This is a genomic window from Pseudomonas sp. K8 (assembly GCF_014889455.1).
Lineage (GTDB): Bacteria > Pseudomonadota > Gammaproteobacteria > Pseudomonadales > Pseudomonadaceae > Aquipseudomonas > Aquipseudomonas veronii.
Genome location: NZ_VJWO01000034.1, coordinates 1 through 24,643, shown reverse-complemented (window position 1 = coordinate 24,643; position 24,643 = coordinate 1). Strand labels below are relative to the sequence as shown.

Here is a 24,643-nt window from a genome sequence, read left to right as displayed (position 1 = left end):
TTTTGAACGTATCAACTGCGCAAATAGCCGCTCCGTTTGTCACCCAGGCGCCTGTCGTCATGGACTGCAAGCTGGACAAAATTTTCTACGGCAACTTCATGGCGGTACGTGACAGCCATGTGCCGATCGAAAAAAACAAGATCACCGGTTTCATCGGCCCTTCTGGCTGCGGCAAAAGTACCGTGCTGCGTAGCCTCAATCGGATGAACGATCTGGTGAAAGGCTTTCGGTTTGAAGGGCACGTGCATTTCCTTGGGCAAGACGTCTATGGCAAGGGCGTTGACCCGGTGGTCGTGCGGCGTTACATCGGTATGGTTTTTCAGCAGCCGAACCCATTTTCGATGAGCATTTTCGACAACGTTGCGTTTGGCCTGCGCCTCAATCGCTACAAAGGCGACCTGGGAGACCGTGTAAAGCACGCCCTGCAAGGCGCGGCGCTGTGGGATGAGGTCAAGGACAAGCTCAAGGTCAGCGGCCTGTCACTCTCCGGCGGCCAGCAACAACGGCTTTGTATCGCTCGCGCCATCGCGACCGAACCTGAAGTGCTGTTGCTGGATGAGCCCTGTTCGGCACTCGACCCGATCGCGACGCGCCGGGTCGAGGAGTTGATGGTTGAGCTGAAGAAGGATTACACCATCGCCCTGGTCACCCACAATATGCAGCAAGCCATCCGTGTTGCGGACACGACGGCGTTTTTCTCGGTTGATATTTCCCAGGGCACGCGCACCGGTTATTTGGTTGAGATGGGCCCAACGGCGCAGATTTTCGATAACCCGCGCGAACAAATGACCGGGGATTACATCAGCGGCAAGTTCAGCTAAACAGCAAACGTCCAGTCAAGACCGCATACCGCTATAGTGCCAAAGGTGCTTTAGCGGGCATCCGGTCGTTTTACCTGCTTATCTACCGTTTCCCAGGATTGCCAATGCCTGCACCCCGTCGTCTTGATTTACCTGCAATCGAACGCGCGCTACGCGAGGTGCAGAGCCGCTTTTCCGAGCTCAGCAGGCACTTTACCGAGCCGCGCGACCCCTTGACTGACGAAGTGCTGCACAATGTACTTGAAGGTTATGCGTTGATTGACAGCTATGTCGCAAGCGGCGTAGACCTGTTCGACCTTCAGCAACTGAACCTGATGCTGGAGATCAACGCCACCGTGCTCTGTGGTCGGGACCCGGTACGCCGACGGGAATACGCTCAACATCTGGCGGCGACCGAGGAACACTTCTTCAACAACGTCGAGGGGGGGATAAAAGACTTGTTCAATTGGTACTGTGCGTATCGCAGCGAATCCGTCTGGAAACGTGCAGCCGGTGTCTACGTGCGAATCCTCAGCAAGCCGCAGTTGTTTATTGAAGGCAATAACCGCAGTGGGTCGCTCATCGTCAGCTATTTGCTCATGCGCGCAGGTCTGCCTCCATTCGTGCTGACGCTGAAAAACGCCGAGGGCTACTTTAACCCGTCATCGGTCATACGCAACTCCGCCAAGCATGGCGTCAAGGCGTTGTATGAATTGCCCAAGATCAAGAAAAAGTATGCAGCCTTCCTGGAAGATCAGGCATCTGATTCAATGAAATTTCTTCTCAACGACAAGGCCTCGCCCCTTTTACAGGAGGGTCATCGATGAGCCGGTATCCCACGCTCGCTAAATGCCGAGCTTCCGGCAGCCGGGTATGGCACGCCATGCGGCGCGCCGTCCCGATGCACGTATTCAGGCGTCAGCGCATACGCATTTCGTTCGATATCGATGACACCCTGGCCTGCCAACTCCACCACTGCGCAGTCGAGCCAAGCCGGCTGCCGGCCTGTGTGCACCGTTGGCTGGGTGAACCACTGCGTATCGGCACACGCTCCCTGACCCAAGAGTTACGTCGCCAGGGCTGCAGTATCTGGGTCTACACCTCGTCCGGTCGCACTCCGTCCTACATCAGGCGTTGGCTATTGCTGTACGGCATCCGCGTCGACGGTGTGGTCAACAGCATGCTGCATAACCGTGCCCTGACGGTGCATGGCCTGTCGAACGCGCCCTCGAAATTTCCGCCGGCATTCGATATCGACTTACATGTCGACGATTCCGAAGGCGTGCGGACTGAAGGGCGTGATCACGGTTTTCGCGTTGTTGTCGTGCATCCGGAGGATGAGCGCTGGGCACAGAAAGTCCTCGATGCCGTGGCGGAAGTCAAAGCACAGCTCGCTTGGCAACAACCGTTCAGGAACAAGAAGCCAGCACAACAATGCTCGGAAATTGTGCCCTCGTGATTTTTAGTAACCCTGGCTTCTCACCGCGGCCCATGGCTGCAAAAAAAACTTCACCGTCTGGACATTCTCTTGTGTGTTCATCGAAATCGCTCCATTGCCTTTACCCAGGATCGTGTCCGATCTAACCGGACACGTTGTGGGCCTGCGGGTGAGGAAGAGGGTATTCGCACGCAGCGCTGGTATTGGCTGGCAGTCAATTCGATCAAAAGCGACGCGCAACGCGATCTTGCCTGATACGCAGGACGTGCTTAGGGCGCGAGTATTTCCTGAAGAAACGCGATGAATACACTGATGCGGCTGGAACCACGGTGGTTGGGCAGATACAGCGCATTGATGCAGGTGCTTGCACTGCCTGGGTTGACTTCATATTGCTCCAGCACCCGCGTCAGCCGACCTGCACTGACGTCCTCACGTACCAGCCAATCGGCCAATAGCGTCACCCCGCCACCGGCCAAGGCAGCCTCGCGCAGAATGTCGGCATTGTTGCTTTGCAGCCGTCCCTGCACATTCACGCGGATGACGTCCTCATCGCCCAGGAATGTCCAGTCGTGGTGGCCCGTATGGTAATCGAAACGCAAGCACGGGTGCTCGAGCAAGTCGCGAGGGTGTCGCGGCAGTCCGGTTCGTGTCAGGTATTCGGGACTCGCCACCACCCAACGCTGGAAATAGCCCAGCCGCTTGCTGACGATGTCATCACTGACAACCGATGAACCAAGACGTACTGACACATCGATTTGTTCGCTGAGCAGGTCACTGACCTCGTCGCTCAGCGAGAGACTGATTTCCAGACCGGGATGGCGTTCAAGCAACCGCCCCAAGTGCGGGGCGATGATTCGCCGGCCGAATTCCACCGGGACACTGACCCGCAAACGCCCCTGAGCTTCGCTGCCACGGTCGGCAACGACGGCATCCGCGCCATCGATGGCCTCAAGGATCGCCACGACTTTATCGAAATAGTGCTGCCCCGCCACCGTGACGCTCGTATTGCGCGTGGTGCGGTTGAGCAGGCTGGCGCCCAACTCACTTTCCAGCCCCGCGACCTGCCGTGTCACAGACGATGTGGAGATGCCGAGCTTACGCGCCGCAGATGAGTAACCCCCACAGCGCACCGTTTCGACAAACATTTTCAGCGCCAGCAACTTGTCCATGCACAGATTCCGAGATCGAAAGGTAAAAGTAGCGACTGTGCATGACCAGGCAATGGGAGTCTTGCATGGCTGTGCTCAATGGCCTGATTGATTAAGGAGGCTTGCGATCTCCCTATTGATCGGATGATAATCAGATTTGATCAAATAATCGATCGATTAATAGAGCGGCGTCTCGAAGCGGGTACATGCCACGGCGAGAACCGGTCGCTCTGACCCGTTTATCACCCGCCTCGGCGGCACCGATCAAGAAAGGTGCCGATGTCCCGGTGCGATCGGTGGACATCCATGCACATTACTACCCTGAAGAGTTCTTACACCTCCTGGGAAGTGAGGGCAAAACGTTCGGTGCAAGTTATACCCGCCAGGAGACTACTTTCAGCTTCTCCACCCCGGCCGGAGGATTGGGGCCATTGCCGTTGAAATTCATCGACGTGCAGGCGCGTTTGCTCGATATGGACCATTCCGGCGTCGACGTACAGGCGCTGTCCCTTAGCGTGCCAATGGTGTACTGGGCAGATCGACAACTCAATGCCCGCCTGCACGTGCCTGGAACGATGCTGCGTCGATGGTCCATCGCCAACATCCACAACGTTTTGTGGTGCTGGCCACGTTGCCGATGCTAGAGGCTGACGATGCCATCGCCGAGCTGGAACGCGCCGCCGAATTGCCTGGGGTTCGTGGGGTGTACATGGGCACAAACATCAACGGCCTGGACCTGGACAATCCGCGCTTCGCGCCCGTCTTTGCCCGTATAGAACAGCTCGGACTCCCAGTATTCCTGCACCCGCAACAAACGGTCGGCGGCAACCGTCTGAGCAACTACTACTTGAGCAACTTGCTGGGCAACCCGTTCGATACAGCTATCGCGGCGTCACACCTGATCCTCGGCGGAGTATTGGATCAATACCCTCAACTGCATGTGTCATTGCCTCACGCCGGTGGGGCTTTGCCAATACTCGTGGGACGTCTCGATGCCGGGTAGACCTCACGCCCTGAGACACGACGCCTGGCCCAGAAGCCGAGCAGCTACTTGACGCGATTCAGCTACGACACCGTGTCGCACTCCGGGCCGGTGCTGGACTATTTGATCGCCAACGTCGGTATCGACCATCTGGTCCTGGGCAGCGACTACTGCTTCGACATGGGCTATGAACAGCCGGTGCGTTTTGTCGAAAGCGTAGGCTTGGGCCCGCGCGAGAAAGCGGCAGTACTCGGCGCCAACGCGGCCAGAATCCTGAAACTCCCCGTATAGCGTTGGCGAAACTCTCGATTTCCCTTTGGCCGGCCTGACCGGCCTTTTTTTGCGAACCGTTCAAGACTTCACCAGATCGTCTCTGCCGTTCGCTCGGGACCCCAGCCAAGATGATCGAACCGAATAAACAAATACTGATCAATCATAACCATGGGCCCATACAGCTTTAAATAAATCAGTCAAAAGACTATAAAAAACCAACCGACCCGCATTGCCGACAGCAAGCACTACACCCCTCAAATTATATTGGCCCATCTGTAGACAAACATGGATAAACATCATTTTCGGTAATAATCAGTATCCCGCCTGAGCATTTCTACAAACAACCTGGCGACAGCATAATCAGCTCCAGAAGCAAACAAAGAGATTTTGTTCCCTCTCTCATTCTTACTGGAAGACACCCTGATGAAATATGCAATGCTCGCCTCACTCATGATGTTTAGCGTATACGCTTCAGCCCATGATGGCGCCAACAACAATGCCTCTGCCCCTGAACCTGAGCGGTACAATTATTCCGAACACCTGGATATCGCCAAGGTCATCGACATCACTACAGCCGAGGACACAAACAACGCTTGTGGCCCAGTGGACGCGCACATGGTGTATGTGGATCACAAGGGTATAACGCACGACCTGCAATACAAAATACTCGGTGGCGCTTGCCAGAATGGTTAAAACTTCAAAGTTTACAGGTGCTAAAAAAGAGGAGACCGCTTCGATCTGAAGCTAATCTCCTCTTTTTATATTCAGTCTAGAAAGACTGCAACAGCCCAACGATCACAGCCCACTTTCATCCCGCCAACGCAAGGCTCTCGCCAATAAGTCCGATGTGAGCCGCTCCATCAGGCTTGGGCGATCCCCATAATCCGATTGCCCATACTCACCCCCCAATCCGCCATACGCATGCCTTCTGCAAGTTGTTGTTGCTGCCAGGCAAGCAGGGCTTTATCGAGGTCGCCGATGTCGTCGATTGTTTGCGCCAGGGCCAGTGCATTGCGGGCTGCCTTGGCCGTGCTTCCGGCGGTATGAGGACGCGGCACAAAAGCGGCATCGCCAGTCAACAGCACACGGCCAAACACCATCTGAGGAACTTTGAGATCAAGGATCGCTTGCACAAAAATATCTTGGGTCTGGCGAATCAGTTCCCGAAAAGCCGGGTTCGCCTGCCGCTCCCCCATTCCCCGTATGTAAGCATCCTGCCCAGTGGCCAAGGCTCCGGGTGGAATGGAGTGACTACGCCGACGGCCATCGCTGTCAGTGAGCACAGCGTCCAGTTCCGCCCCTTGCGCAGCTTTCAGATACCACAGCCAATTGAACCGACGCTCGCCCGGATTAACGGAGCCATTCACGCTCGGCACCATGTATTCCAGCATCAGCGATTCAGGGTCTTGTTGAAAAACAAAGTCCTCGTAAAGCTGCATTTTGGCGAAGTCTGGAAGTTGCTCTTCATCGACCAGCCCGCGCCACACCACATACCCCGAATAGCTGGGTACTGTTCCAGGCAACACCACGCTTCGCACGGTTGAACCCGAGCCATCAGCGCCAATCAGCAGGTCTGCCTCGGCAGTGCTGCCGTCGGCAAAAATCGCAGTCACCCGATGTTCATTCTGAGTCAGATCCACCAACGTCTTGCCACGGTGATAATGCTCAGCAGCAAATGCAGAAAATAATGAGCTGTACAGTGTGTTCCAGGACGTCTGGGTTTGCGGCATCGGCTCTTTATGCACGACGCTACCCTCTCGATCCAGATAGAGACGATCGTGGGAGCGGACGCCGAGCGCACCTGCCGGATGAATGCCCGCATAACGAAAATGGTGCAGGACGTCCGCTTGCAGAACGATGCCCCCGCCACGACTATCCATCGCCGCAGGGGATCGCTCGTAAATATCGACCTGCCAACCAATCGCGCGTAACGCCGTGGCGGCGAACAGCCCGCCCAGGGAACCACCAATGACCAAGGCCTTTGGAACGCCTGAACTCTTCATTACCTTTCTCCTCGTTGCAGGGTGATTCCCGCAGCTGCGGTTTACCGTTGCGTTATGCCAACACCGGATAGTCGATGTACCCCTTGGCGTCGCCGCCAAAAAAGCTGTTGCCGTCAGCCACGTTGAGTTCGTTGCGACCACGCAAGCGAGCCGGTAAGTCGGGGTTGGCAATGAACGGGCGACCAAACGCAATGAGGTCTGCACGGCCCTGCGCAATGGCCTGTTCGGCCGTTTCGCCGGAGTAGCCACCCGCCAACATCAGAACGCCGTGGAAGTCAGTACGCAGTTGCTTGATGATCGCGTCCCAGCGTGGATCGTTACTGTCATCGAGCACTGTGCCGACCATCATCGGTTCTACCAGGTGCAGGTAAGCGAGATGCCAGTGATTGAGCCGGGATGCGATGTAGCCAAAGGTTTGTTCCGGGGTGTCATCGCCCATTCCCATGAAACGTCCCATCGGTGTCAGGCGGACAGCAACGCGTTCGGCACCTACTTCCGCGGTCACGGCTTCCACGACTTCAAGCAGCAACCGCGCACGGTTTTCGATACTTCCCCCGTAGCGATCACTTCGCTGATTGCTGGCGCTGTTGATGAATTGGTCGAGCAGGTAGCCATTGCCCGCGTGAATTTCCACACCATCCATACCGGCCAGAATCGCGTTGCGAGCGGCCCTTCGGAAGTCGCCAACGATCGCTTCGATCCCAGGAATGTCCAGCGCCTGAGGGACAGGTACATCACCCCATACGCCCTCGCCCTCTTCATTCAGGATGAAGGTCTTGCCGGGCACTGGCTGCGCGGTCGGTGCCACCGGCAAGCCGCCGTTAGGCTGGAACACCGGGTGCGACACTCGCCCCACATGCCAGAGCTGCAGGAAAATGCGCCCGCCTTCTGCGTGTACGGCCTCGCTGACAGCCTTCCAGCCCTGAATCTGCTCGTCGCTATGGATGCCGGGCGTCCAGGCGTAACCCTGGCCCTGCTGCGAAATCTGTGTAGCCTCGGTAATGATCAATGCAGCACTGGCACGCTGACGGTAGTACTCAACGTTCATCGATGTCGGTACGTTGCCAGGTTGCCCCGCTCGCGAGCGAGTCAGAGGCGCCATGACGACGCGGTGATCGAGGGTGAATTGGCCGAGTTTGAGAGGGCTGAACAAGTGATGAGTCATGATGATGTCCTGAATGGATAGGGATTGAAAAACCGCCTCAGGCGGCTTGGCTTCGCTTCAGTATCTGGATCATTATTTCGATGGGCTGCGCGCCACTGATCACGTCATCTGCGATCTGGATACTCGGCACCGAGCGCACACCGGACGCCTTGGTTTGGGCTTCGAGCTTCAAGACTTCAGCGGTGCCTTCGTCGGCCTTGAGAAAGTCGACAATGACCTCTCGGTCCAGCCCGGTTTCGGCAGCGATGTCGGCCAGCACAGTGAGGTCGCCGATATCCCGCCCTTCGCTGAAGTACGCCTTGAAAATGGCCTTGACCAGCAAGGAAGCGTCTCGACCCGCCTGTTGCTCGCGCCATACCAACCGATGCGCGGCCAGGGTGTTGGGCGTTTTTTCGACTCGCTCATAATCGAACTCAAGGCCGACGGCCTTACCGGCGTGGGTGACCTGTGCGTCCATGGCCTGGCTACGCGCCCAGCTGCCGAACTTGCCAGAGCGATAGGCTTTGCGATCCATGCCTCGAACCGGCATGTCCGGGTTCAACTGATAAGGCAGGAAACTGATTGGGCGGTCCGTTGAAAAACCCGAAGCGGCCAGCGCGCGTTCAAGATTTTCCTCACCGATCCAGCACCATGGGCAGATGAAGTCGTAAGTCACCTGAATTTTGGATGAATGCAAACTCATGACGGTCTCCGTGGTTGAATGTTTCACCTCCCCAAGGTAGGTGCCGGAGCGCCGACAGAGAATCCACCTGCTGCACAACGTTGCTTTTCGCAAAACGCAACGATGCACCGATCACGTCGTCGGCTGTGTTTGCGACTTGAGCAATTCGGTGAGGAAATCAATGAACGCATTGATACGTTTCGAGCCGCGATGATTGGGCAGGTACAAGGCCGAGATCGCTGAACTGACGCTGTTCGGATTGACGACAAAAGCGTCAAACAAGGAAGTGAGTCGACCACTGTCGACGTCATCATTGACCAACCAATCGGGTAACAGCGCCACCCCGCATCCGGCCAGCACCACTTCGCGCAGGACCTCGGCATTGTTGCTCTTGAATTGCCCTTCGACGGGCACGCGCAGCTCTTGGCCCTGCTCTGTAAATGTCCAGAACTGCTGTGGCGCGCCATAGTTGAAGCACATGCACTCGTGTTGCATGAGGTCCATGGGCCGGTCGGGAAATCCTCGAGCGTTCAGGTACTCGGCGCTGGCGACTACGCGGCGGCGAAAGTTGCCGATGCAGCGGCTGACCACCGTTTCCATCGCCGCTGGCGACCCCAGCCGGATCGATAGATCGATGCGTTCGCCGAGCAGATCGACGATGTCGTCCGATAGCGTCATATCCAGTACGAGCAGGGGATAGCGCGCTAAAAGCGCGCCGATATGAGGGGCAATAAGACGCTGTCCAAACGCCACGGGCACGGAGATACGCAACTGTCCCGCGGGCACTTCACCGCGGTCCGAAACTGACTCGTCGGCGTCAGCCATGGCGCTCAGAATATCCCGGCTTTTCAGGTAGTACACACTACCGGCATCGGTCAACGTGACTTGCCGGGTAGAGCGATTCAGCAGCACGGCACCCAGGTCATCCTCAAGCCGGTCGATCATTCTGGTCACTGACGAGGTCGCCAGATTGAGTTGCCTGGCGGCAGACGAAAAGCCCTTGGAATCTACTGACTGGATGAATATTTTCAGTGCGAGCAGCTTGTCCATGAAACCCCTTCCGTCATTACGCTCCTTGAGCGCCTATCTTTGGACATCGGCGCACCCTGCGCGAGTTAACGGTTGTTAATTCTGCCGCCGTTGCGCCTGGCGCAATGTAGCGTTGCGCCTTGATGGGGTACTCCATCACAAGCGCCCTCTCTAAGCTCACGACATGGAAAATCGCCGCCCATCGCACGCGGCGGATTGAAAAATCTGTCGTTAATTCAGCTCGAGAGGTAAGGCGATGAAGCGCAAGACGATCATCGGTGCCGTTCTGGCAATCGGCGTCGCGGGGTTAGGCTTTGCGTTCTGGATGATGTGGAGGCCGGAAATTGCCACTGCCAGCCAACACCTGAATGCTGATCGCGAGACGCTGGACAGAGGCCGCCGCGTGGTCGAAGCGGGCGACTGTGCGGTCTGTCACACACGGCCAGGGGGCGCCTACATGGCCGGCGGTTTGCCGCTGGTAACGCCCTTCGGAACCCTCTTCACCACCAACATCACCCCGGACCCGCAGTCCGGTATCGGTCAGTGGTCGCTGGACGCCTTTGAACGGGCCATGCGTGAAGGCATCGCGCGTGACGGCCACTTTCTCTATCCGGCCTTCCCCTACGTGCATTACCGGAAGCTGAGCGATGCCGATATTGCCGACGCCTATGCTTTCCTGATGAGCGTGGACCCGATCAAATACACCGCACCGGAAAATCATATGGTCTTCCCCATGAACTTCCGTCCGCTGGTATCTTTCTGGAACTTACTGTTCCTGCATGGGGATCCGCTGGAACCACTTCCCAACCGATCAGCACAATGGAACCGCGGACGTTATCTGGTCGAGGGCGCGGGGCACTGTTCGTCGTGCCATTCGCCCCTGAATCTGATTGGTGGGGAGAAAGGCAGCGAACTGTTCAACGGTGGCGTCGTCGACGGCTGGACAGCTCCTGCCCTGCGCGGAATGACCGAGGCACAACACCCCTGGAATGAAACCCAGTTGGTCGCCTATCTGACGGGCGAGGTCGCCGAAGGACATGGCGCAGCGGCGGGCCCGATGTTGCCGGTCAGCCTGAGCATCGCGCAATTGCCGGCGGAAGACGCGCATGCCATCGCGCAGTACATTCTTGACCTCAAGAAAACTTCATCGGATGCCCCATCGCCGCCCTGCACCTCTGGGGTCAAGCCCAGCGCCACGGCGCTGCGGGGCGCCGCGTTGTTCGAGGGGGCCTGCGCGAGTTGCCATGGCCGCGCGGCGCCGATGCGCGTCATTGAATCGCGGCCGGCACTGGCGAACACCTCGGCGGTGAGGGCGGACTCGCCACGCAATTTGATCCAGACCATCCTGCAGGGCATCCCGATGTCCAGCGCCGCTTCCAGCCACTACATGCCTGCATTCGCCCACAACCTGGACGACACCCATGTGGCCGCACTTGCCGAGTACTTGCGCAATGAAAGCTGTGCAAACCGATCCTGGACGGATCTCGACAAGACAATCAAAAGTATTCGGGCTCAGGAGCAGCAACCGTGATCACACTTGACATCAACGGCAAGACTCACGAACTGGACATCGCGGACGACATGCCCCTGCTATATGCCTTGCGCAACCAGGTGGGGCTCAATGGCGCCAAATACGGCTGCGGCCTGGGTCAGTGCGGCGCGTGCACCGTGTTAGTGAACGACAAGCCGGTGTTTTCCTGCCTGACGCCGTGCGGCGCGTTGGCAGGCAAATCGGTACGCACCGTCGAGAGCCTGGGCAGCGTCGACCAACCGGGGCCGTTGCAGAAAGCCTTTATCGATGAACAGGCCGCCCAGTGTGGTTATTGCATCGCGGGAATGATCGTGAGGGCGCAGGCGCTGCTGGAGGCCAACCCTCATCCGGACGATGAAACGATCCGCCGCCACATGGCACCGAATTTATGCCGCTGCGGCACCCACGTGCGGATCTTCGCCGCGATCAAGTCGGTTGTCGCGCAGGGAGGCAAGGTATGAAAACCCCCACGCAAAACGTCAATCTGAGCCGCCGCGCCTTCGTGATAAACGGGGCTTTGGTGATGGGGTTCGCGATGCTTCCAGGTATTCCCCGTGCCTTCGCTGACACCGAGGCGGACACCTTGGGTACGACAATCCTGGCGCCTGATCTGCCCGGCAGCCTGCGGGCCACGCCCTATCTGGACGCCTGGATCCGCATCGATGCGAAAGATGGCATCACCGTCTACACCGGCAAAGTGGAGCTGGGCACGGGTGTTAAAACTGCGCTCCTGCAGATCGCCGCCGAACGCCTTGAAGTGTCACCTGGGCTCATCCGTTTTCTCACTGCCGACACCGCACTGACACCCAATGAAGGTTACACCGCCGGCAGCCATACGATCGTCGACAGCGGCACTGCACTGTTCAACGCCGCGGCCCAGGTGCGGCAGTTGTTACTCGAGTCCGCAGCACGGCAATGGCAGCGCAGCATCGACAGCCTGACCATGCGGGATGCGGTGATCTACGATACACAAGGCCGCAGCATGACCTACGCACAGGCAGTGGTGGGGGTTCAACTGCATCGCTTTGCGTCGGCCAACTCGCCCTTCAAGCCAGCTGGCAGCTTCACCCTGATCGGCAAATCGTTGCCTCGGCTGGACATCCCAGCCAAAGTCAGCGGCGGTGCGGCCTATGTGCAGGACATGCGGCTGCCCGATATGCTGCACGCCCGGGTGATACGCCCGCCCCGGCGCGGCAGTCAGCTTCTGGAGATCGACGAGGCCGCCCTCAGGCAACTTCCCGGCGAGGTGAAACTGGTCCGCAATGGCAGCTACCTCGCCGTGGTCGCCACCGATGAATGGCTGGCGGTCAAAGCGATGCGCGAAGGCTACGCCAAGGCCCGCTGGACAGAAGGTAACCCGCTGCCTGACTCGACACACATCCATCAACTCCTCACCGAATTACCGGCGCGGCGCTATCCGGTGAGCGCCAAGGGTGACCTCCCGCAACCGCTGCCGCGTGCTTACAAGGCCCGGGTGACCAAGCAATACCTGATGCACGGCTCCATCGGGCCCTCCTGCGCAGTGGCCTGGTTCAAGGATGGAACATTGACCGTCTGGACCCATACCCAAGGTGTCTACCCTCTGCGCGCGGGTATCGCCGAGATGGTCGGCCTGCCAGTGGCTCAGGTGCGTTGCATCCACGCTGAAGGTTCCGGTTGCTATGGCCACAATGGCGCCGATGACGCCGCCGCCGATGCAGCGCTGATTGCCATGGCCATTCCCGGCAAGCCGATTCGGGTGCAATGGATGCGCGAACAGGAAAACCTCTGGGAGCCGTACAGCTCGGCCATGCTTGCCGAGGTGGAAGCGGGACTGGACGACAGTGGGCGTCTTCGTGACTGGAAATACGAACTCTGGAGCACCCCGCACAACGAACGTATCGTCAATGCCGGGCGCCTGTTGCCGGCGTGGCTGTTGGCCAACCCCTTCACCCCCGCCCCTTCAGTCCCGATTGCTCAGCCCGAAGGTGACGGCGACCGTAATGCCGTTCCGTTGTATGAGATACCCAACCTGAAGGTCGACATGAACTTTGTGCTGACCATGCCATTCAGGACCTCGGCCATGCGTTCGCTCGGTGCCCATATCAACGTGTTCGCCATCGAGAGCACCGTCGATGAACTGGCGGCTAGGGCCACCATCGACCCGGTGCAATTTCGCCTGAATCACTTGAGCGATCCGCGAGCACGGGCGGTGGTGGAGCGCGTGGCCGCTGAGTTCCGCTGGCCGCACAAAGCAACGGGACCCGGCAGCGGAATTGGCTTCGCCTTTGCCCGCTACAAAAACATCATGGGTTACTGCGCGATCGCCGTGCAGTTGCATGTGCAGCGCCAGACCGGGCAAGTGATGATCGATCGCGTAGTCGCCGCCGTCGACGTGGGGCAAATTGTCAGCCCCGACGGGCTGCTCAATCAGATCCAGGGGGGCATCGTGCAGTCCGCGAGTTGGACGCTCTATGAACGAATCCTCTATGACGCCAGCGGCATGCACAGCTTCGACTGGAGCGGCTATCCGATCATGCGTTTTCCGGATTTACCGCAACAGGTCGAGGTCCATATGATTGATCAGCCGGATCAGCCATTTCTGGGTGCCGCAGAAATCGTCCAGGGCCCCATGGCCGCAGCACTGGGCAATGCCATCAACGATGCCACCGGCAAGCGCTTGCTCGATCTGCCCCTGGCACGACGTGGCTGGCAGGATGCGCTGGGGTCATGACCGATCCGGGCGGTGTCGACGTTATGCCCTTCCGCCAAAAGTAAGCCACCCGACTCCGGCGAAACGTCTGAATCGGTAGCCAGGCGCACACTCGTGAGCGCCTGGAGTTCATGCAGCAACTAACGATCAATTCAAGCGAGGCTTCTTACCCAAATCGTTATCGACTTGCTGCAGTACGTGGGGACTGCCGTTAAGGAACGCATCGACCATTTGCTCGATCAGCGCATCTATGTCTTCAGTCACTGGAAGATCGTAAATCCATTTGCGAACACCGATATAGAAAATACTGGCATGCAGACTCCAGATCAGCTCGAGCTCTTTTTCATTGATCGTGTCACCTGAGGATGGCGCCAATCCATGAGTCTGGCGGATTTCTGCAATGACAGGGATGAAGACCCGCTCACGCAATTTAGCCAGATACCGATCATTGATACCTTCACGTGTCAGCCCGGCGAATACGAAGATACGAATCCACTCTCGCCGCAGAATCACACGAGCGTATGAGGTGTAGAAATGAACCAGGCGAGACTGAAGGGGTTCGGAGCGATCCTTGATCATCGCCTCCCACGAGGAATCCCACTGATATACCTCGTCGTACACGCGGTCTATCAGTGCCTCTTTGCTGGGGAAATATCGATAGAGTAACGGTTGGGTAATATCCAGTTGTCGCGCCAGCTCACGGGTACTGCCCGAGAATCCGCACGTCGCAAAATGCTCGATAGCTTTCTGCACGATTTGCTTTTCCCTGACCTCAGGCGAAAGGCGTCGAGTCGTCGATTTGACGGGGTCTGTTGATTTCGCTGATTTTCCCGACTCGTTCTCGTCTCTATCTTTTGAGTCTTGCATAACGCCTCGCTGGAGCTTCATTAAGGCATCATACAAAACAAAAGAATGCACTGGCTATGAACCACACCTATTTGGCCAGACGACTTTCAATATCCTTCTTGAACAACGCAGGTCGGCTTAAATAATGCCCCATGGCCAACACTTCCATTTGGCCGTCGATCTCCAGCGCAAATGCCGGAAAGCCGCGCGCATTCAGAGCTTCAAGCATCTCGTTGCTGTGCTCGATGTGGTCTTGCAATGAGTCTGCAGTGATCAAATCAAAAGTTGCCATAAACGATTCGGGTTCAAACCCAAGCTCATTGGCAATGCCGGCGATTACCCCTCGGTCAGCAATGGCCTGACCTTCTTGGTAGTAGGCAATTTGCAGGCGTTTGAGCATTTCGATGCCACGTCCGGACAGCTGTTGAGCGGTCAACATCGCTGCAATCGGTGGTGAAGAGTCCAACTGGACATTTTCATGTTCCAGTACGCCTTGAACATAGGCGTCCGCGAAGGTTTGTTTGCTGAATGCCGTAATCCGGGCTTCGTGAGGACGAACAAAATCGCGCCACTCACCCGACATCAACTTGCTTTTGTCCCCCGAGAGCATGCCCACGCCATGGGCCTGAATTTCCAGGCCAGGAATAGCGGTGGCCGCCGTGATCATCGGCGCCGCCCCATAGCACCAGCCACAGAACGGGTCGTAGACGTAATGCAATGTCGCAGTGCTCATTCAAATCTCCGGGATCTGCCGTGCCACACGGCGAAAGAGGTTCGTTACGTCGTGGATCAAACATGCGAAAACAGCAATGAGGCGATCAGCGCTCGGCCAAGCCTTCAGGCCCGAGCAATTCGCTGATGAAATCGATAAACGCATTGACGCGTTTGGAGCCACGATGATTGGGAAGATACAACGCAGAAATGGCCGAACTGGCATCGTTCGGATTGATAACAAAGGACTCGAACAATGACGTCAAATCACCGCTACCAATATCGTCGTTGACGAGCCAGTCAGGTAACAGAGCCACCCCGCCACCCGCCAGCGCAACCTCACGTAAAACTTCCGCATTGTTGCTTTTGAAGCGCCCCTCAATCGGTACTCGAGTCTCCTCACCTTCCTTTAAGAAAGTCCACACCTGCTGCTTTGGGCCGTAACTAAAACGCAGACACTCGTGTTGCATGAGGTCCATGGGATGTTCAGGAAAACCATGTGCATTCAGGTACTCGGCACTGGCCACAACCCGGCGTCTGAAATGACCGACGGGACGACTGACGACACCATCCATGGCTGCTGCCGATCCCAATCGGATCGCCAGATCGACGCGTTCCCCCAGTAATTCGACGATGTCATCGGAGAGCGTCATGTCCAACACAAGTTGAGGGTATCGCTTCAACAGCGAGGCAATATGCGGCGCAATCAGACGGCGCCCCAGCGCTACAGGCACGGAAATACGAAGATGACCCGCAGGGAGTTCTCCGCGGTCAGTGACCGAGGCATCCGCCTCGGCGACAGCATTCAGCACCTCCCGCGCCTTCAAGTAGTAGGCGGCCCCGGCATCTGATAATGAGATTTGACGCGTGGATCGATTAAGCAAGACAGCGCCTAGTTCCGCCTCAAGCCCATCGATCATCCGAGTCACAGAAGACGTCGCCAGGCCTAACTGTCGAGCGGCAGAAGAAAAGCCCTTCGAATCCACAGCCTGGACGAACATCTTCAATGCGAGCAGCTTGTCCATGACACTCCTTGACTCACCCGTTGTTCATCTTGAGCATTGCGCCAGTTCGGGTCCGACGAGAAACCACCGAGAAGACGACCAAAGCGACCAGTGACAATCCGCTTCCCACCGCAGCAATCGCCAGCCAGCCGGCATGTTCATAAAGCGAACTGGCCACCGAAGAACCGATTGCACCACCGATAAAGATACTGATCATGTACAACGCATTCAGACGGCCTCTGTTAGCAATGCCCAAGGCGTAGACGGCTCGCTGACCCAACACCATGTTCATTTGCACTGCAAAATCCAGCGCTATACCGGTGACCGCTAATCCAATCACACCGTAAAAGGGATTGATGAAGGCCGGTAGGAAACTCAATACCCCCAGCACCATGGCCAACTGCGACGCTCGTCGAGTATGTCCTGCATCAGCGAGTCGACCACTGATAGGTGCGGCAATTGCACCGATGGCGCCGACCAGAGAGAAAATCGCAATCTGACTTTGCGTGAGGCCGAACTCACGACTCAATATCAACGGCACAGCGGTCCAGAACAAACTGAACGCCGCAAACATCAGCCCTTGATAAAGCGCGCGCTGACGCAGCACGGGCTCGCGACAAAACAGTTGTCCCAGGGACATCAGCAATTGACCATACGACGCGCGATGGGTCGGTTGCCATTTAGGCATGGTCATGCCAATCACGATGGAGATAACGAGCATCAAGGCGGCGGCCCCGATAAACACCGCCCGCCAGCCCAAATGATCGGCAACCAGACTCGACAGCGGCCGCGCAAGCAGAATCCCTAGCAGCAAGCCACCCATAATCCCGCCAACTACCCGACCGCGAGATTCTTCCGGTGTCAGATGTGCCGCCAACGGGATAAGCATCTGCACGGAGACTGAGCTGAAACCGATGAGTGCCGACACCGCTAGAAATACACTTGGCTGCTTGGACAAACCGGCGGCTACCAGGCTGAAGATCGTAATCACAATTGTCGCGATCATCAGCCGACGGTTTTCTACCAGATCCGCCAAGGGCACCAGGAAAAACAATCCGAGCGCATAACCAATCTGAGTCAGCGAAACGATGAAACTCGCGCTTCCACTCGACATGCCGATATCCGGGGCGATCAAGCTGATAATCGGTTGAGCGTAATAGATGTTGGCCACGATGGCACCGCAACAAAAAGCAAACAGAAGCACGAGACCCTTTGTCATCGACGCTTTTTGTATCGTCGCTGCTGTATCTCTTGTAGAAACGCCCATGCCATAGACTCCTGAGGTTCGACAGCGGTGACTCTTCAGAAAAGGTCACGCGCATTGATGTTTTCCAGGTCAACAACATAGGCGGCACTGCATCTTGAGAGAATATGGTCAGGACGCAACGTCGCGTTGCGTCTTGCGCAAGAGGTACCCAGGCGCGGTGCGCGCTCCCGCTTGATTCGAGGACGAGGAATTGATCGAGACGCCTCATTGTCCGCCCCTCCTCCTCATAACTTTTGACTTGCCTGGCCCCGCTCATTTGATGACCACAACTCACCTATCAGCCGACTGGTGAACGACGGGCGAGGAATCGCCATGCGCCCAGTAAACTGACTCGCCGATGATCCAAAGGCCAAATACAACTTCCGATGGGATCTGGCTGCTTACACGGTGGCCGAGCTGTTGCATGGCGAAGAAAATGCGGTGTACGCGGACGCTGGATACACCGGTATCGAGAAGCGTGAAGAACATGAAAGTCGTGAGGTGATCTGGCAAATCGCGGCGCGCCGCAGCACCTATTCCAAGTTGAATAAACGCAGTGTGCTTTACAAAGCCAAGCGCAAGATTGAGTACTGCAAAGCTCAGACACGAGCCAAGCTTGAGCATCCATTTCGGGTGATAAAGCGGCAATTTGGTGACGTGAAAGTGCGCTTTCGCGGTCTGGTGAGAAACACAGCTCAGTTGACTACGCTGTTCGCTCTGTCAAACCTGTGGATGGCTCGAAAAAGGCTGATGGGTATGGGCGAAAGCGCCCGCAAAACACGATATATATCGGGCCGTTTCGGCTGATAGCGATGAGTGTCGGGAAAGTTTCGACTTGCCGCCGCAACGCGGCAAGTTGATCGGAGCATCCCTAGCTTTTGAGATGAAATTCGCTGTCCAGACGAATACCCTGTAAGAAAACTTCGTCGTGGGACACCACGATCAATGCCCCTTGGTACTGAATCAGCATCTGCTCCAGCGCGATTCTGCTGGGCAGATCCAGATGGTTATCCGGCTCGTCCAGCAACAGCAATTGCGGAGGGCGTTGTGCATACAGCTGCGTAGCCAAGGCTATTTTCAGCCGTTCGCCACCGCTTAGCTGGCAGGTCTTGAGCATCGCACGATTCGCATCAATTCCCATTTGAGCCAGGCGGGTCCGCGCCTCGGCCTCGGGCAACTCCGGATTACTCCCGTAGAGCCATTGCACTGCCGTGCGTTCGGGGTACTGCAATCCGGCGTGTTGATCCAGCCAGCCAACATGGCAACTGCGGATGACTTCGCCTTCGTGTACCGGCAGTTGGCCGGCGATCACTCGCAACAAGGTCGATTTGCCGCTGCCGTTGGCGCCCAAGATCGCCATGCGCATAGGCCCGGTCAGCGTCAGATTGATCGGTGCCGCGTAACCGAACGGGAGAATCACGTCGTTGAGTTGCACAATCAACTTGCCATTGGGCACTACGCTTTCCGGGGACAACATCATTCGTTGAACGTCCGGCGCGCACCGCGCACGGGCCTCAGCAATCCGTTGTTGCTGCTGTTCCCGGGCTACCAGTTGATTGAGGCGCAATTTTCCCTGACTGTTTTCACTTCGCTCTTTCTGGGCGTTGGTGAGCAGCTTGGTCTGATTGCCGTCACGGGCCTGGCGGTCGCCGCGGGCATTGCGCCGTTGCTGACGCTCCATCTGCACAACCATCTCACGTTGCTCACGCTTGGCCTGCGCCCGCTCCCCCTGCAATGCCGACTGGAACGACTGCTGCTCCTGCTCGCGTGCCGCAGCATACTGACTGTAGTTACCGCCATAAACCGACAGCCCCATGGGCGAAAGCTCGACAATTTCGTTCACGTGCTCCAGAAGTCCGCGGTCGTGGCTGATCAACACCAAGCCGTTGGGCCAGCGATCAATCTGCTGCGCAAGCTTGTGTTGCTGATCGATATCTAGGTGGTTGCTGGGTTCATCCAGAATGAGCCAGTCGGCCCGAGACAACCACGCCCCAAGCAGAGCCACACGCTGCCGCTCGCCTCCACTGAGGGCGTCGGTACGGGAGTCTGCATTCAAACGGCCCAGACCGATCTTCTCCAGCTCCGCCTGAAGGCGTGTGGCGCAATCCCATTGGTCAACCGCTAGCGAATGGTCGTCATCGTCAACGCTGCCCAAGGCAATGCGATCCAGCGTTGCCAGAATATGGTCAACACCGGCCAGTGCAGCAACGCTAGGATAACGCTCGGGCTCCAGTAACTGCGCCACGGCGTAAACCTGCCCTTCGCGACGAACGATGCCGCTGGTGGGCAGTTGCTCCCCGGTCAGGAGTCGGCCAAGCAACGACTTGCCACAGCCATTGGCGCCCACGATGCCCGTGGCCCTGGTACTGAAGGTGTGGGTCAATTGATCGAACAGAACGCGCCCGTCGGGCAGGTTGTACGACACTTGATCAAGTTGAAGTAACCGTTGAGTCATGACCCGTCCTTAAACAACCGGCCCGATAGGCACTGAATCACTCCCTGATGGTGCGCAACAGCACCCGGCGGATGGGCCATGACCGTGAACACCTCCACCGGCCCCAGCAAAGCCGCGAGACGCAGGTTGATTTCGTCAAACTCGATCCGATGACCATTGAGTGTGAGCTGACTGTCGGCCCGCCCCAGATACGACAACTGGACTGAATCGCCTCGGACTCTCTAGACACCTTGCGAGCTCAATGGACTGCCCCCAGCATCGTAGACATCTCCAGCCTATGCCCCGATACGGGTATTCGCTGGTAAATTAGCCCAACGTCAAAAACTCTTAACCTTTTCATGTGAGCTCTTAAGCTCAAGTAGGTATGTGTCGCATGAAGATATGCAATTGGGCGTTTCTCGTCAAAGGGCCACGCTCCTCCTTAGAGTGCCTGCCTCAGATCACGCCTTGGTGGTCATTGAGCCTGTCGACTGAGCACCTCGAGTGGGAGGTATTCTTACCCGACGAACAACACGAAGAGGATTTCGAAAAGCAACTCGATATGGCCATTCAGGCAATTGTCAGAATGAACGGTATTGCTGTCAGCGCCGGACATCCCGGCCTGATCGAAATGACTCACCACGTCGAATACGACGCGCAAAACAACAGGTCTCTGGCCATTCCACTGCGAGTGGCCCTTAAAGTCACCAAGCTCAGCGGATTTGGTCCGACGGAGCCCGCATCGATTGATTTCTCCAGGATCAGTGCGGTCAAGCTCTCGATATTGGCCACCTTGCTGGATTACTGGGGACAACCAAATGCAGAGTCCTACGAAGGGTTGTATAAAATTTACGAACTCATTCAGTCAGTCGCCCCAGAGTTGCCCCGGGCCATATCCAACAACAAACTTTCTCGTCTAAAACAAACCTGCAACAACATTTCCTCAGGCCCTACAGCCAGACATGCAGACCTCAATGCGGATCCGGTGAGCAAACCTCTACCGCTTTCAGAAATAAGACAGACCATCGGCTATCTTTCCGAACTCTTCATTCAGTCCATCACGCTGCCTCCCCAGCAGGCTGACGACCCCACCTATGACCAAACCGCCGAAATCGCGCACCGGCCCGATGGGAGGGCATAGGGCATAATTGGTGCTTTCATCATCAGGAACTTCATAACCCCCATCAACACGCACCTCTCCCGATGACACCATGTATATCCGACGACTGTACCGGAGCCTGAGCGATTCCCGGACCATTTCACTAGCAACAGTGAGCTCCGCACTGCCTATAGCCATCGCTAGTAGCTCGCTTCACTTTAACAAGCGACTTCGCACCTTCAAACTCTTGCACTAATACCACTGCCCAAGGGCACGAGAGTCGAACGCCGCTCAAGCGGCATATTTACCGAGACCCAAACAATTGTGAGTTAGTGCCAGCTTTGGCACCGGGACAGGAGTCGATGGGAAGAAGTGGGACTATGCAGGGCAATACGTGACAAGCCAGGCAAACCGTGGCTTTGCGCGCAGCCCCCATCCTGATCGTGGGCAAAACTGATGCCAAAGAACCGCAAATCAATAAATAGCAAAAACCGGTCTAAAAACATGGGTTTTGCAGGCTCTTTGGCACTGCGTCCTGACCTACTAAAAGGCCTGAAAGCACCATACGGATCGCCCTGCCTGCGTCCAGCTCCTTTCAAGGACAGTCACATAACTTGAAAGGAAGATTGACCGAGCTTTCAAGTTTTTCAAGAGCCGTCAAAGATCGTTCATCCTACTGTATTTAAAGGCTTATCCGTCGATATGCCTTGAGAAGATTGAACGCCCACCTTGATCAAACTTGAAACCTGCCAACCGTTCAAGTTCTTTCCCTTTGTGCCATCAATCCTGCCTGACTCCACAACCTGGAGGCATCCGATTCGATGCCTATGAATCGGATGTTTACGTGCGTTCGCATCCGATTCATCCGAATCCAGCTACCCAACTGATTTTAATAGAGTTTACCCAGAAAACTGCAAGCTAGAGGTCTTGTGGGAATCGGATGTGAGCAGATTCTTCAAAGCATCCGATTCATACCGCCATGTGTGCTAAACACGTTCTTTTCTGCCAACCGGAAAGGAAACTGCTCCAGAGCCCAGTTTCCTTTCTTTCTACCACCTATAACTTATTGTTTTTAAAAAATTAATTGTCAGCTAAAGGCCATCAATCGAGCTTACCTAAAAGAAACTCAGACCTCCTAACTCAGTTCCGCTTCACTCGAATACAAACGGCACTGCCTTGTGCTTCCGTTTCGCTAGTTCCGATTGCCCGTAAACCAATGTATTAAAATGGATTTTACTTCGACAGTGGAGCGTCCGTACTTCCTTTTGTGCACCTGTTTGGGAGCTGCAACAGCGCGGTAAAAAAGCACCTCCCAGCGCCAGCGGAGCTACCGACAATTTCGTTTTCTTCCTCCTACCAAACGAAATTCCATGCATTTAGAAATGCGAAATTTCGGTTTCTAAACTATCAAGCAAAATCAGATAGATACGAATAGCCCCAAACAACCGCCCGATAGAACAAAACGAAACGCCTTAACGTTCTTTTCTATCCATCTTCTACTGTGCTCTTGGTCACGTTAGCTCTTGCTCTGTGCCAAACAACCCGCTAGAGTTTAGGCGTCGCTGCAAATTCAGCGGCCGGGTTTGGTCACCCGAACATCGTTAGGCGCATGAGCGCCACCGTCCCGAAAGCTGGCGCTTTTTTCATGCCTGCAACTTCGTTTTATGGTGGCTGTGCGTGGGGCGCTTTCGAGCGCGCCGGGTGCCTAACGTCCCGGTTGACCAACCCGCGTACAGCCGCCACCTATTCGTTTGGTCACGAACGTGGCGGTTCCTCAACGTTAGGAGCCGTACCCATGAAACATGTCCGCAATCCGTCCACCAGCGCCACCCACGCCGCTGCATTCCGCGCCATTGCTCTTGCAGCTCTGTGCGCAGACTCGTCCCTTTCCGTTCGCCTGAAGCGCTACAACGCCGCGATGGACAAGGCCCGCGCCCTGGATGTTCAGGAGGTGGCCCATGGCTAATTTCAAACCTCTGGAGTCCGGCTCTCAAGGCTGCGGCAAACCTGTGCTGTATGTGGACGATAGCGCCCCGCAGCGTGAGCTGATGGACGCCGCCGAATGGCGACTTGGCGCGGTTCAGGAGCTGTTGACCGTTCTCAGCACCTGCACTAGCGAGGATGGCGGGCGCCGCGATGTTGCCCAGGTATCCCGTGCGCTTCTCCTGCTGGTTGATGACGCCGAAGCGTTGTTCCAAGCCGCCCACCAAGCAGCCTGATTGCCCATGCCGGCCCTGCCAACTGGTTGGGCCGGCAGGCACAGATAGAGGTGCCTATGAATATTTGGTACACCGCCCAGGAACTAGCTGGCCTGCCAGGACTGCCCACCACGCCCCGTGCAATCCGCAGCTTCGCCCAGCGTGCTGACTGGAGCAACCAGCGTAGGATTGGTAGCAAGGCCAGCGAATACTCCTTCGCCTCCCTTCCAGCCGAGACCAAGCAGGCTTTGCTAACCAAAGCCATAGGCACTTCCCAAACGTCAGAAATTGCAGAGCGTGACGCGCATTCGTCGTCACGCTTGAACGATAAGCAACGCTCAGTCATGGCCGCACGCCTGGCTTTTATCCGAGAGATCGAGCACCTGAGCAAAGTTACTTCGCAGCGCCAGGCCATCACGCTGCTACTTACCCAGGCGAAGACCGGTGAGCTTTCCCCTTACTTAGCTGAACGCCTGAAGCGTGCCAATGACCGCAAAACCAGCGACCGCAATCTATCCGAGCGAACACTAAAACGATGGTTTGCCGACTACAAGCAGCACGGCGAGGCTGGCTTGGCGCCGGCCCGCCGCAAGGCTGACGTGAACGTACCGGAGTGGGCAGCGGACTTTCTGCGCTGCTATCAACGGCCAACCAAGCCCAGCGTCGAAGCGGCTTATGCCGAGTTCGCCCTCAAGCATCCAGCCGACCGCCCGAGTATTCATGTCGTCCGCCGCTTTCTTAATAAGTTGAGCGCCGAGGCCCGTGAGCGCGGCCGTCGCTCCCCGCAGGAGCTCAAGGCCCTGCAACCCTTCAAGCGCCGGACCACTAAAAACCTGCTCCCATGCGACGTGTTTACCGCCGACGGCCATAAGTTCGATGCAGAGGTTTTGAACCCGCGCACCGGAAAGCCATACCGCCCGGAAGCAACCACTGTCCTCGATGTCGCCACCCGCAAAGCCATCGGTATTTCCGTCGGTGAAGCCGAGTCCACCATCGGTGTCATGGACGCTTTGCGCGATGCGATGAAGCACGGCATGTTCGCATTCTTCTATGTCGACAACGGTTCAGGCTTTGCCAACGATACTGTGCGCGAAGTAGTCGATCGCCTCGGAGGCACCATGACCCATGCCTTGCCATACAACAGCCAGGCGCGAGGCCTGATCGAACGTTCTCACCAAAGCATATGGGTCAACGCTGCCAAGAAACTACCTAGCTACATCGGCGCCGACATGGACAAACACGCTGGGACAAAGGTGTGCGGATTCCACGGGCATCCGGCCACCCATTCCATGAACATCCGGCCACTGATTCCACGATGATCCGGCCACCCGTTCCACGGCCATCCGGCCACCCACAAGGCAGGCAGCAACGCAGGATTAATTC

General features: G+C 56.8%; 22 protein-coding genes and 2 pseudogenes. 14 read left to right on the top strand and 10 right to left on the bottom strand.

Features of this window, described 5'->3' with window-relative positions:
* The first annotated feature begins 59 nt into the window (after positions 1-59).
* The 3 genes from pstB (at position 60) to INT12_RS21015 (ending at position 2,259) form a co-directional block, all read left to right on the top strand.
* Positions 60-821 (top strand): phosphate ABC transporter ATP-binding protein PstB, encoded by a 762-nt coding sequence (pstB, locus tag INT12_RS21025; RefSeq protein ID WP_017847588.1) that lies wholly within the window; start codon positions 60-62, stop codon positions 819-821.
* A 104-nt stretch (positions 822-925) separates the two neighbouring features.
* Positions 926-1,627 (top strand): hypothetical protein, encoded by a 702-nt coding sequence (locus INT12_RS21020; protein WP_193041034.1) that lies wholly within the window; start codon positions 926-928, stop codon positions 1,625-1,627.
* 56 nt (positions 1,628-1,683) lie between these two features.
* Complete coding sequence (locus tag INT12_RS21015) at positions 1,684-2,259, top strand: hypothetical protein (protein ID WP_104902788.1); 576 nt, start codon at positions 1,684-1,686, stop codon at positions 2,257-2,259.
* 248 nt (positions 2,260-2,507) lie between these two features.
* On the opposite strand, the gene INT12_RS21010 is transcribed toward INT12_RS21015, so the two are convergent.
* Positions 2,508-3,407 carry a LysR family transcriptional regulator gene (locus INT12_RS21010; protein ID WP_046382743.1) on the bottom strand — a complete coding sequence of 300 codons (900 nt, stop codon included), beginning with the start codon at positions 3,405-3,407 and terminating at the stop codon, positions 2,508-2,510.
* Positions 3,408-3,592: 185 nt separating this feature from the next.
* On the opposite strand from INT12_RS21010, the gene INT12_RS32050 reads away from it, so the two are divergent.
* The 3 genes and pseudogenes from INT12_RS32050 to INT12_RS21000 all read left to right on the top strand — a co-directional run bounded on the left by INT12_RS32050 (position 3,593) and on the right by INT12_RS21000 (position 5,334).
* The gene (locus tag INT12_RS32050) at positions 3,593-4,030 is read left to right on the top strand and encodes a hypothetical protein (protein ID WP_226926265.1); all 438 of its coding nucleotides are present in this window, start codon (positions 3,593-3,595) and stop codon (positions 4,028-4,030) included.
* Positions 3,916-4,659, top strand: a pseudogene (locus tag INT12_RS32045) (amidohydrolase family protein). Before INT12_RS32050 ends, INT12_RS32045 begins: the two are co-directional and overlap by 115 nt.
* A gap of 405 nt (positions 4,660-5,064) precedes the next feature.
* Positions 5,065-5,334, top strand: a complete 270-nt coding sequence (locus INT12_RS21000; RefSeq protein ID WP_017847593.1) for a DUF2790 domain-containing protein — start codon at positions 5,065-5,067, stop codon at positions 5,332-5,334.
* A 167-nt stretch (positions 5,335-5,501) separates the two neighbouring features.
* On the opposite strand, the gene INT12_RS20995 is transcribed toward INT12_RS21000, so the two are convergent.
* The 4 genes from INT12_RS20995 to INT12_RS20980 all read right to left on the bottom strand — a co-directional run bounded on the left by INT12_RS20995 (position 5,502) and on the right by INT12_RS20980 (position 9,520).
* Positions 5,502-6,644, bottom strand: coding sequence for an FAD binding domain-containing protein (locus tag INT12_RS20995; protein WP_017847594.1), 1,143 nt, complete (start codon positions 6,642-6,644; stop codon positions 5,502-5,504).
* Between the two features lie 52 nt (positions 6,645-6,696).
* Entirely contained in the window at positions 6,697-7,809 is a 1,113-nt protein-coding gene (locus INT12_RS20990; protein WP_193040715.1) for an alkene reductase, read from the bottom strand.
* Between the two features lie 37 nt (positions 7,810-7,846).
* Complete coding sequence (locus INT12_RS20985; protein WP_057005726.1) at positions 7,847-8,491, bottom strand: DsbA family oxidoreductase; 645 nt, start codon at positions 8,489-8,491, stop codon at positions 7,847-7,849.
* A 111-nt stretch (positions 8,492-8,602) separates the two neighbouring features.
* Complete coding sequence (locus tag INT12_RS20980; protein ID WP_193040714.1) at positions 8,603-9,520, bottom strand: LysR family transcriptional regulator; 918 nt, start codon at positions 9,518-9,520, stop codon at positions 8,603-8,605.
* Positions 9,521-9,755: 235 nt separating this feature from the next.
* Here INT12_RS20980 and INT12_RS20975 point away from each other — a divergent pair, with 235 nt between their 5' ends.
* Genes INT12_RS20975 through INT12_RS20965 form a run of 3 tightly spaced genes read left to right on the top strand, consistent with a single transcriptional unit; the run spans position 9,756 to position 13,743 of the window.
* A complete protein-coding gene (locus INT12_RS20975; protein WP_193040713.1) occupies positions 9,756-11,030 on the top strand; it encodes a c-type cytochrome in 1,275 nt (424 codons plus the stop codon).
* A complete protein-coding gene (locus INT12_RS20970) occupies positions 11,027-11,491 on the top strand; it encodes a (2Fe-2S)-binding protein (RefSeq protein ID WP_017847599.1) in 465 nt (154 codons plus the stop codon). Before INT12_RS20975 ends, INT12_RS20970 begins: the two co-directional genes overlap by 4 nt.
* Complete coding sequence (locus tag INT12_RS20965) at positions 11,488-13,743, top strand: xanthine dehydrogenase family protein molybdopterin-binding subunit (RefSeq protein WP_193040712.1); 2,256 nt, start codon at positions 11,488-11,490, stop codon at positions 13,741-13,743. Before INT12_RS20970 ends, INT12_RS20965 begins: the two co-directional genes overlap by 4 nt.
* A 126-nt stretch (positions 13,744-13,869) precedes the next feature.
* Here the strand turns inward: INT12_RS20965 and INT12_RS20960 are convergent, their stop codons facing one another.
* From INT12_RS20960 to INT12_RS20945, 4 genes are all read right to left on the bottom strand, one after another.
* Positions 13,870-14,589 carry a TetR/AcrR family transcriptional regulator gene (locus INT12_RS20960; protein WP_126586333.1) on the bottom strand — a complete coding sequence of 240 codons (720 nt, stop codon included), beginning with the start codon at positions 14,587-14,589 and terminating at the stop codon, positions 13,870-13,872.
* Between the two features lie 67 nt (positions 14,590-14,656).
* A complete protein-coding gene (locus INT12_RS20955; RefSeq protein ID WP_104902782.1) occupies positions 14,657-15,301 on the bottom strand; it encodes a DsbA family protein in 645 nt (214 codons plus the stop codon).
* 85 nt (positions 15,302-15,386) lie between these two features.
* Complete coding sequence (locus INT12_RS20950) at positions 15,387-16,304, bottom strand: LysR family transcriptional regulator (protein WP_017847603.1); 918 nt, start codon at positions 16,302-16,304, stop codon at positions 15,387-15,389.
* Positions 16,305-16,317: 13 nt separating this feature from the next.
* Positions 16,318-17,550 (bottom strand): MFS transporter, encoded by a 1,233-nt coding sequence (locus INT12_RS20945; RefSeq protein WP_193040711.1) that lies wholly within the window; start codon positions 17,548-17,550, stop codon positions 16,318-16,320.
* 387 nt (positions 17,551-17,937) lie between these two features.
* Here INT12_RS20945 and INT12_RS20940 point away from each other — a divergent pair.
* Positions 17,938-18,336 (top strand): annotated as a pseudogene (locus INT12_RS20940) (transposase); the annotation flags it as partial.
* Between the two features lie 64 nt (positions 18,337-18,400).
* Here the strand turns inward: INT12_RS20940 and INT12_RS20935 are convergent.
* Positions 18,401-19,984 (bottom strand): ABC-F family ATP-binding cassette domain-containing protein, encoded by a 1,584-nt coding sequence (locus INT12_RS20935; RefSeq protein ID WP_193040710.1) that lies wholly within the window; start codon positions 19,982-19,984, stop codon positions 18,401-18,403.
* Positions 19,985-20,441: 457 nt separating this feature from the next.
* Here INT12_RS20935 and INT12_RS20930 point away from each other — a divergent pair, with 457 nt between their 5' ends.
* The 4 genes from INT12_RS20930 (at position 20,442) to INT12_RS20915 (ending at position 24,579) form a co-directional block, all read left to right on the top strand.
* Positions 20,442-21,104, top strand: coding sequence for a hypothetical protein (locus INT12_RS20930; RefSeq protein ID WP_126586341.1), 663 nt, complete (start codon positions 20,442-20,444; stop codon positions 21,102-21,104).
* A 1,753-nt stretch (positions 21,105-22,857) separates the two neighbouring features.
* Positions 22,858-23,028: a hypothetical protein gene (locus tag INT12_RS20925; protein ID WP_193040709.1), complete on the top strand. Its 171-nt coding sequence runs from the start codon at positions 22,858-22,860 to the stop codon at positions 23,026-23,028.
* Complete coding sequence (locus tag INT12_RS20920) at positions 23,021-23,281, top strand: hypothetical protein (protein ID WP_193040708.1); 261 nt, start codon at positions 23,021-23,023, stop codon at positions 23,279-23,281. Before INT12_RS20925 ends, INT12_RS20920 begins: the two co-directional genes overlap by 8 nt.
* A gap of 56 nt (positions 23,282-23,337) precedes the next feature.
* Positions 23,338-24,579 carry a DNA-binding protein gene (locus tag INT12_RS20915; RefSeq protein WP_193040707.1) on the top strand — a complete coding sequence of 414 codons (1,242 nt, stop codon included), beginning with the start codon at positions 23,338-23,340 and terminating at the stop codon, positions 24,577-24,579.
* Positions 24,580-24,643 lie beyond the last annotated feature (64 nt).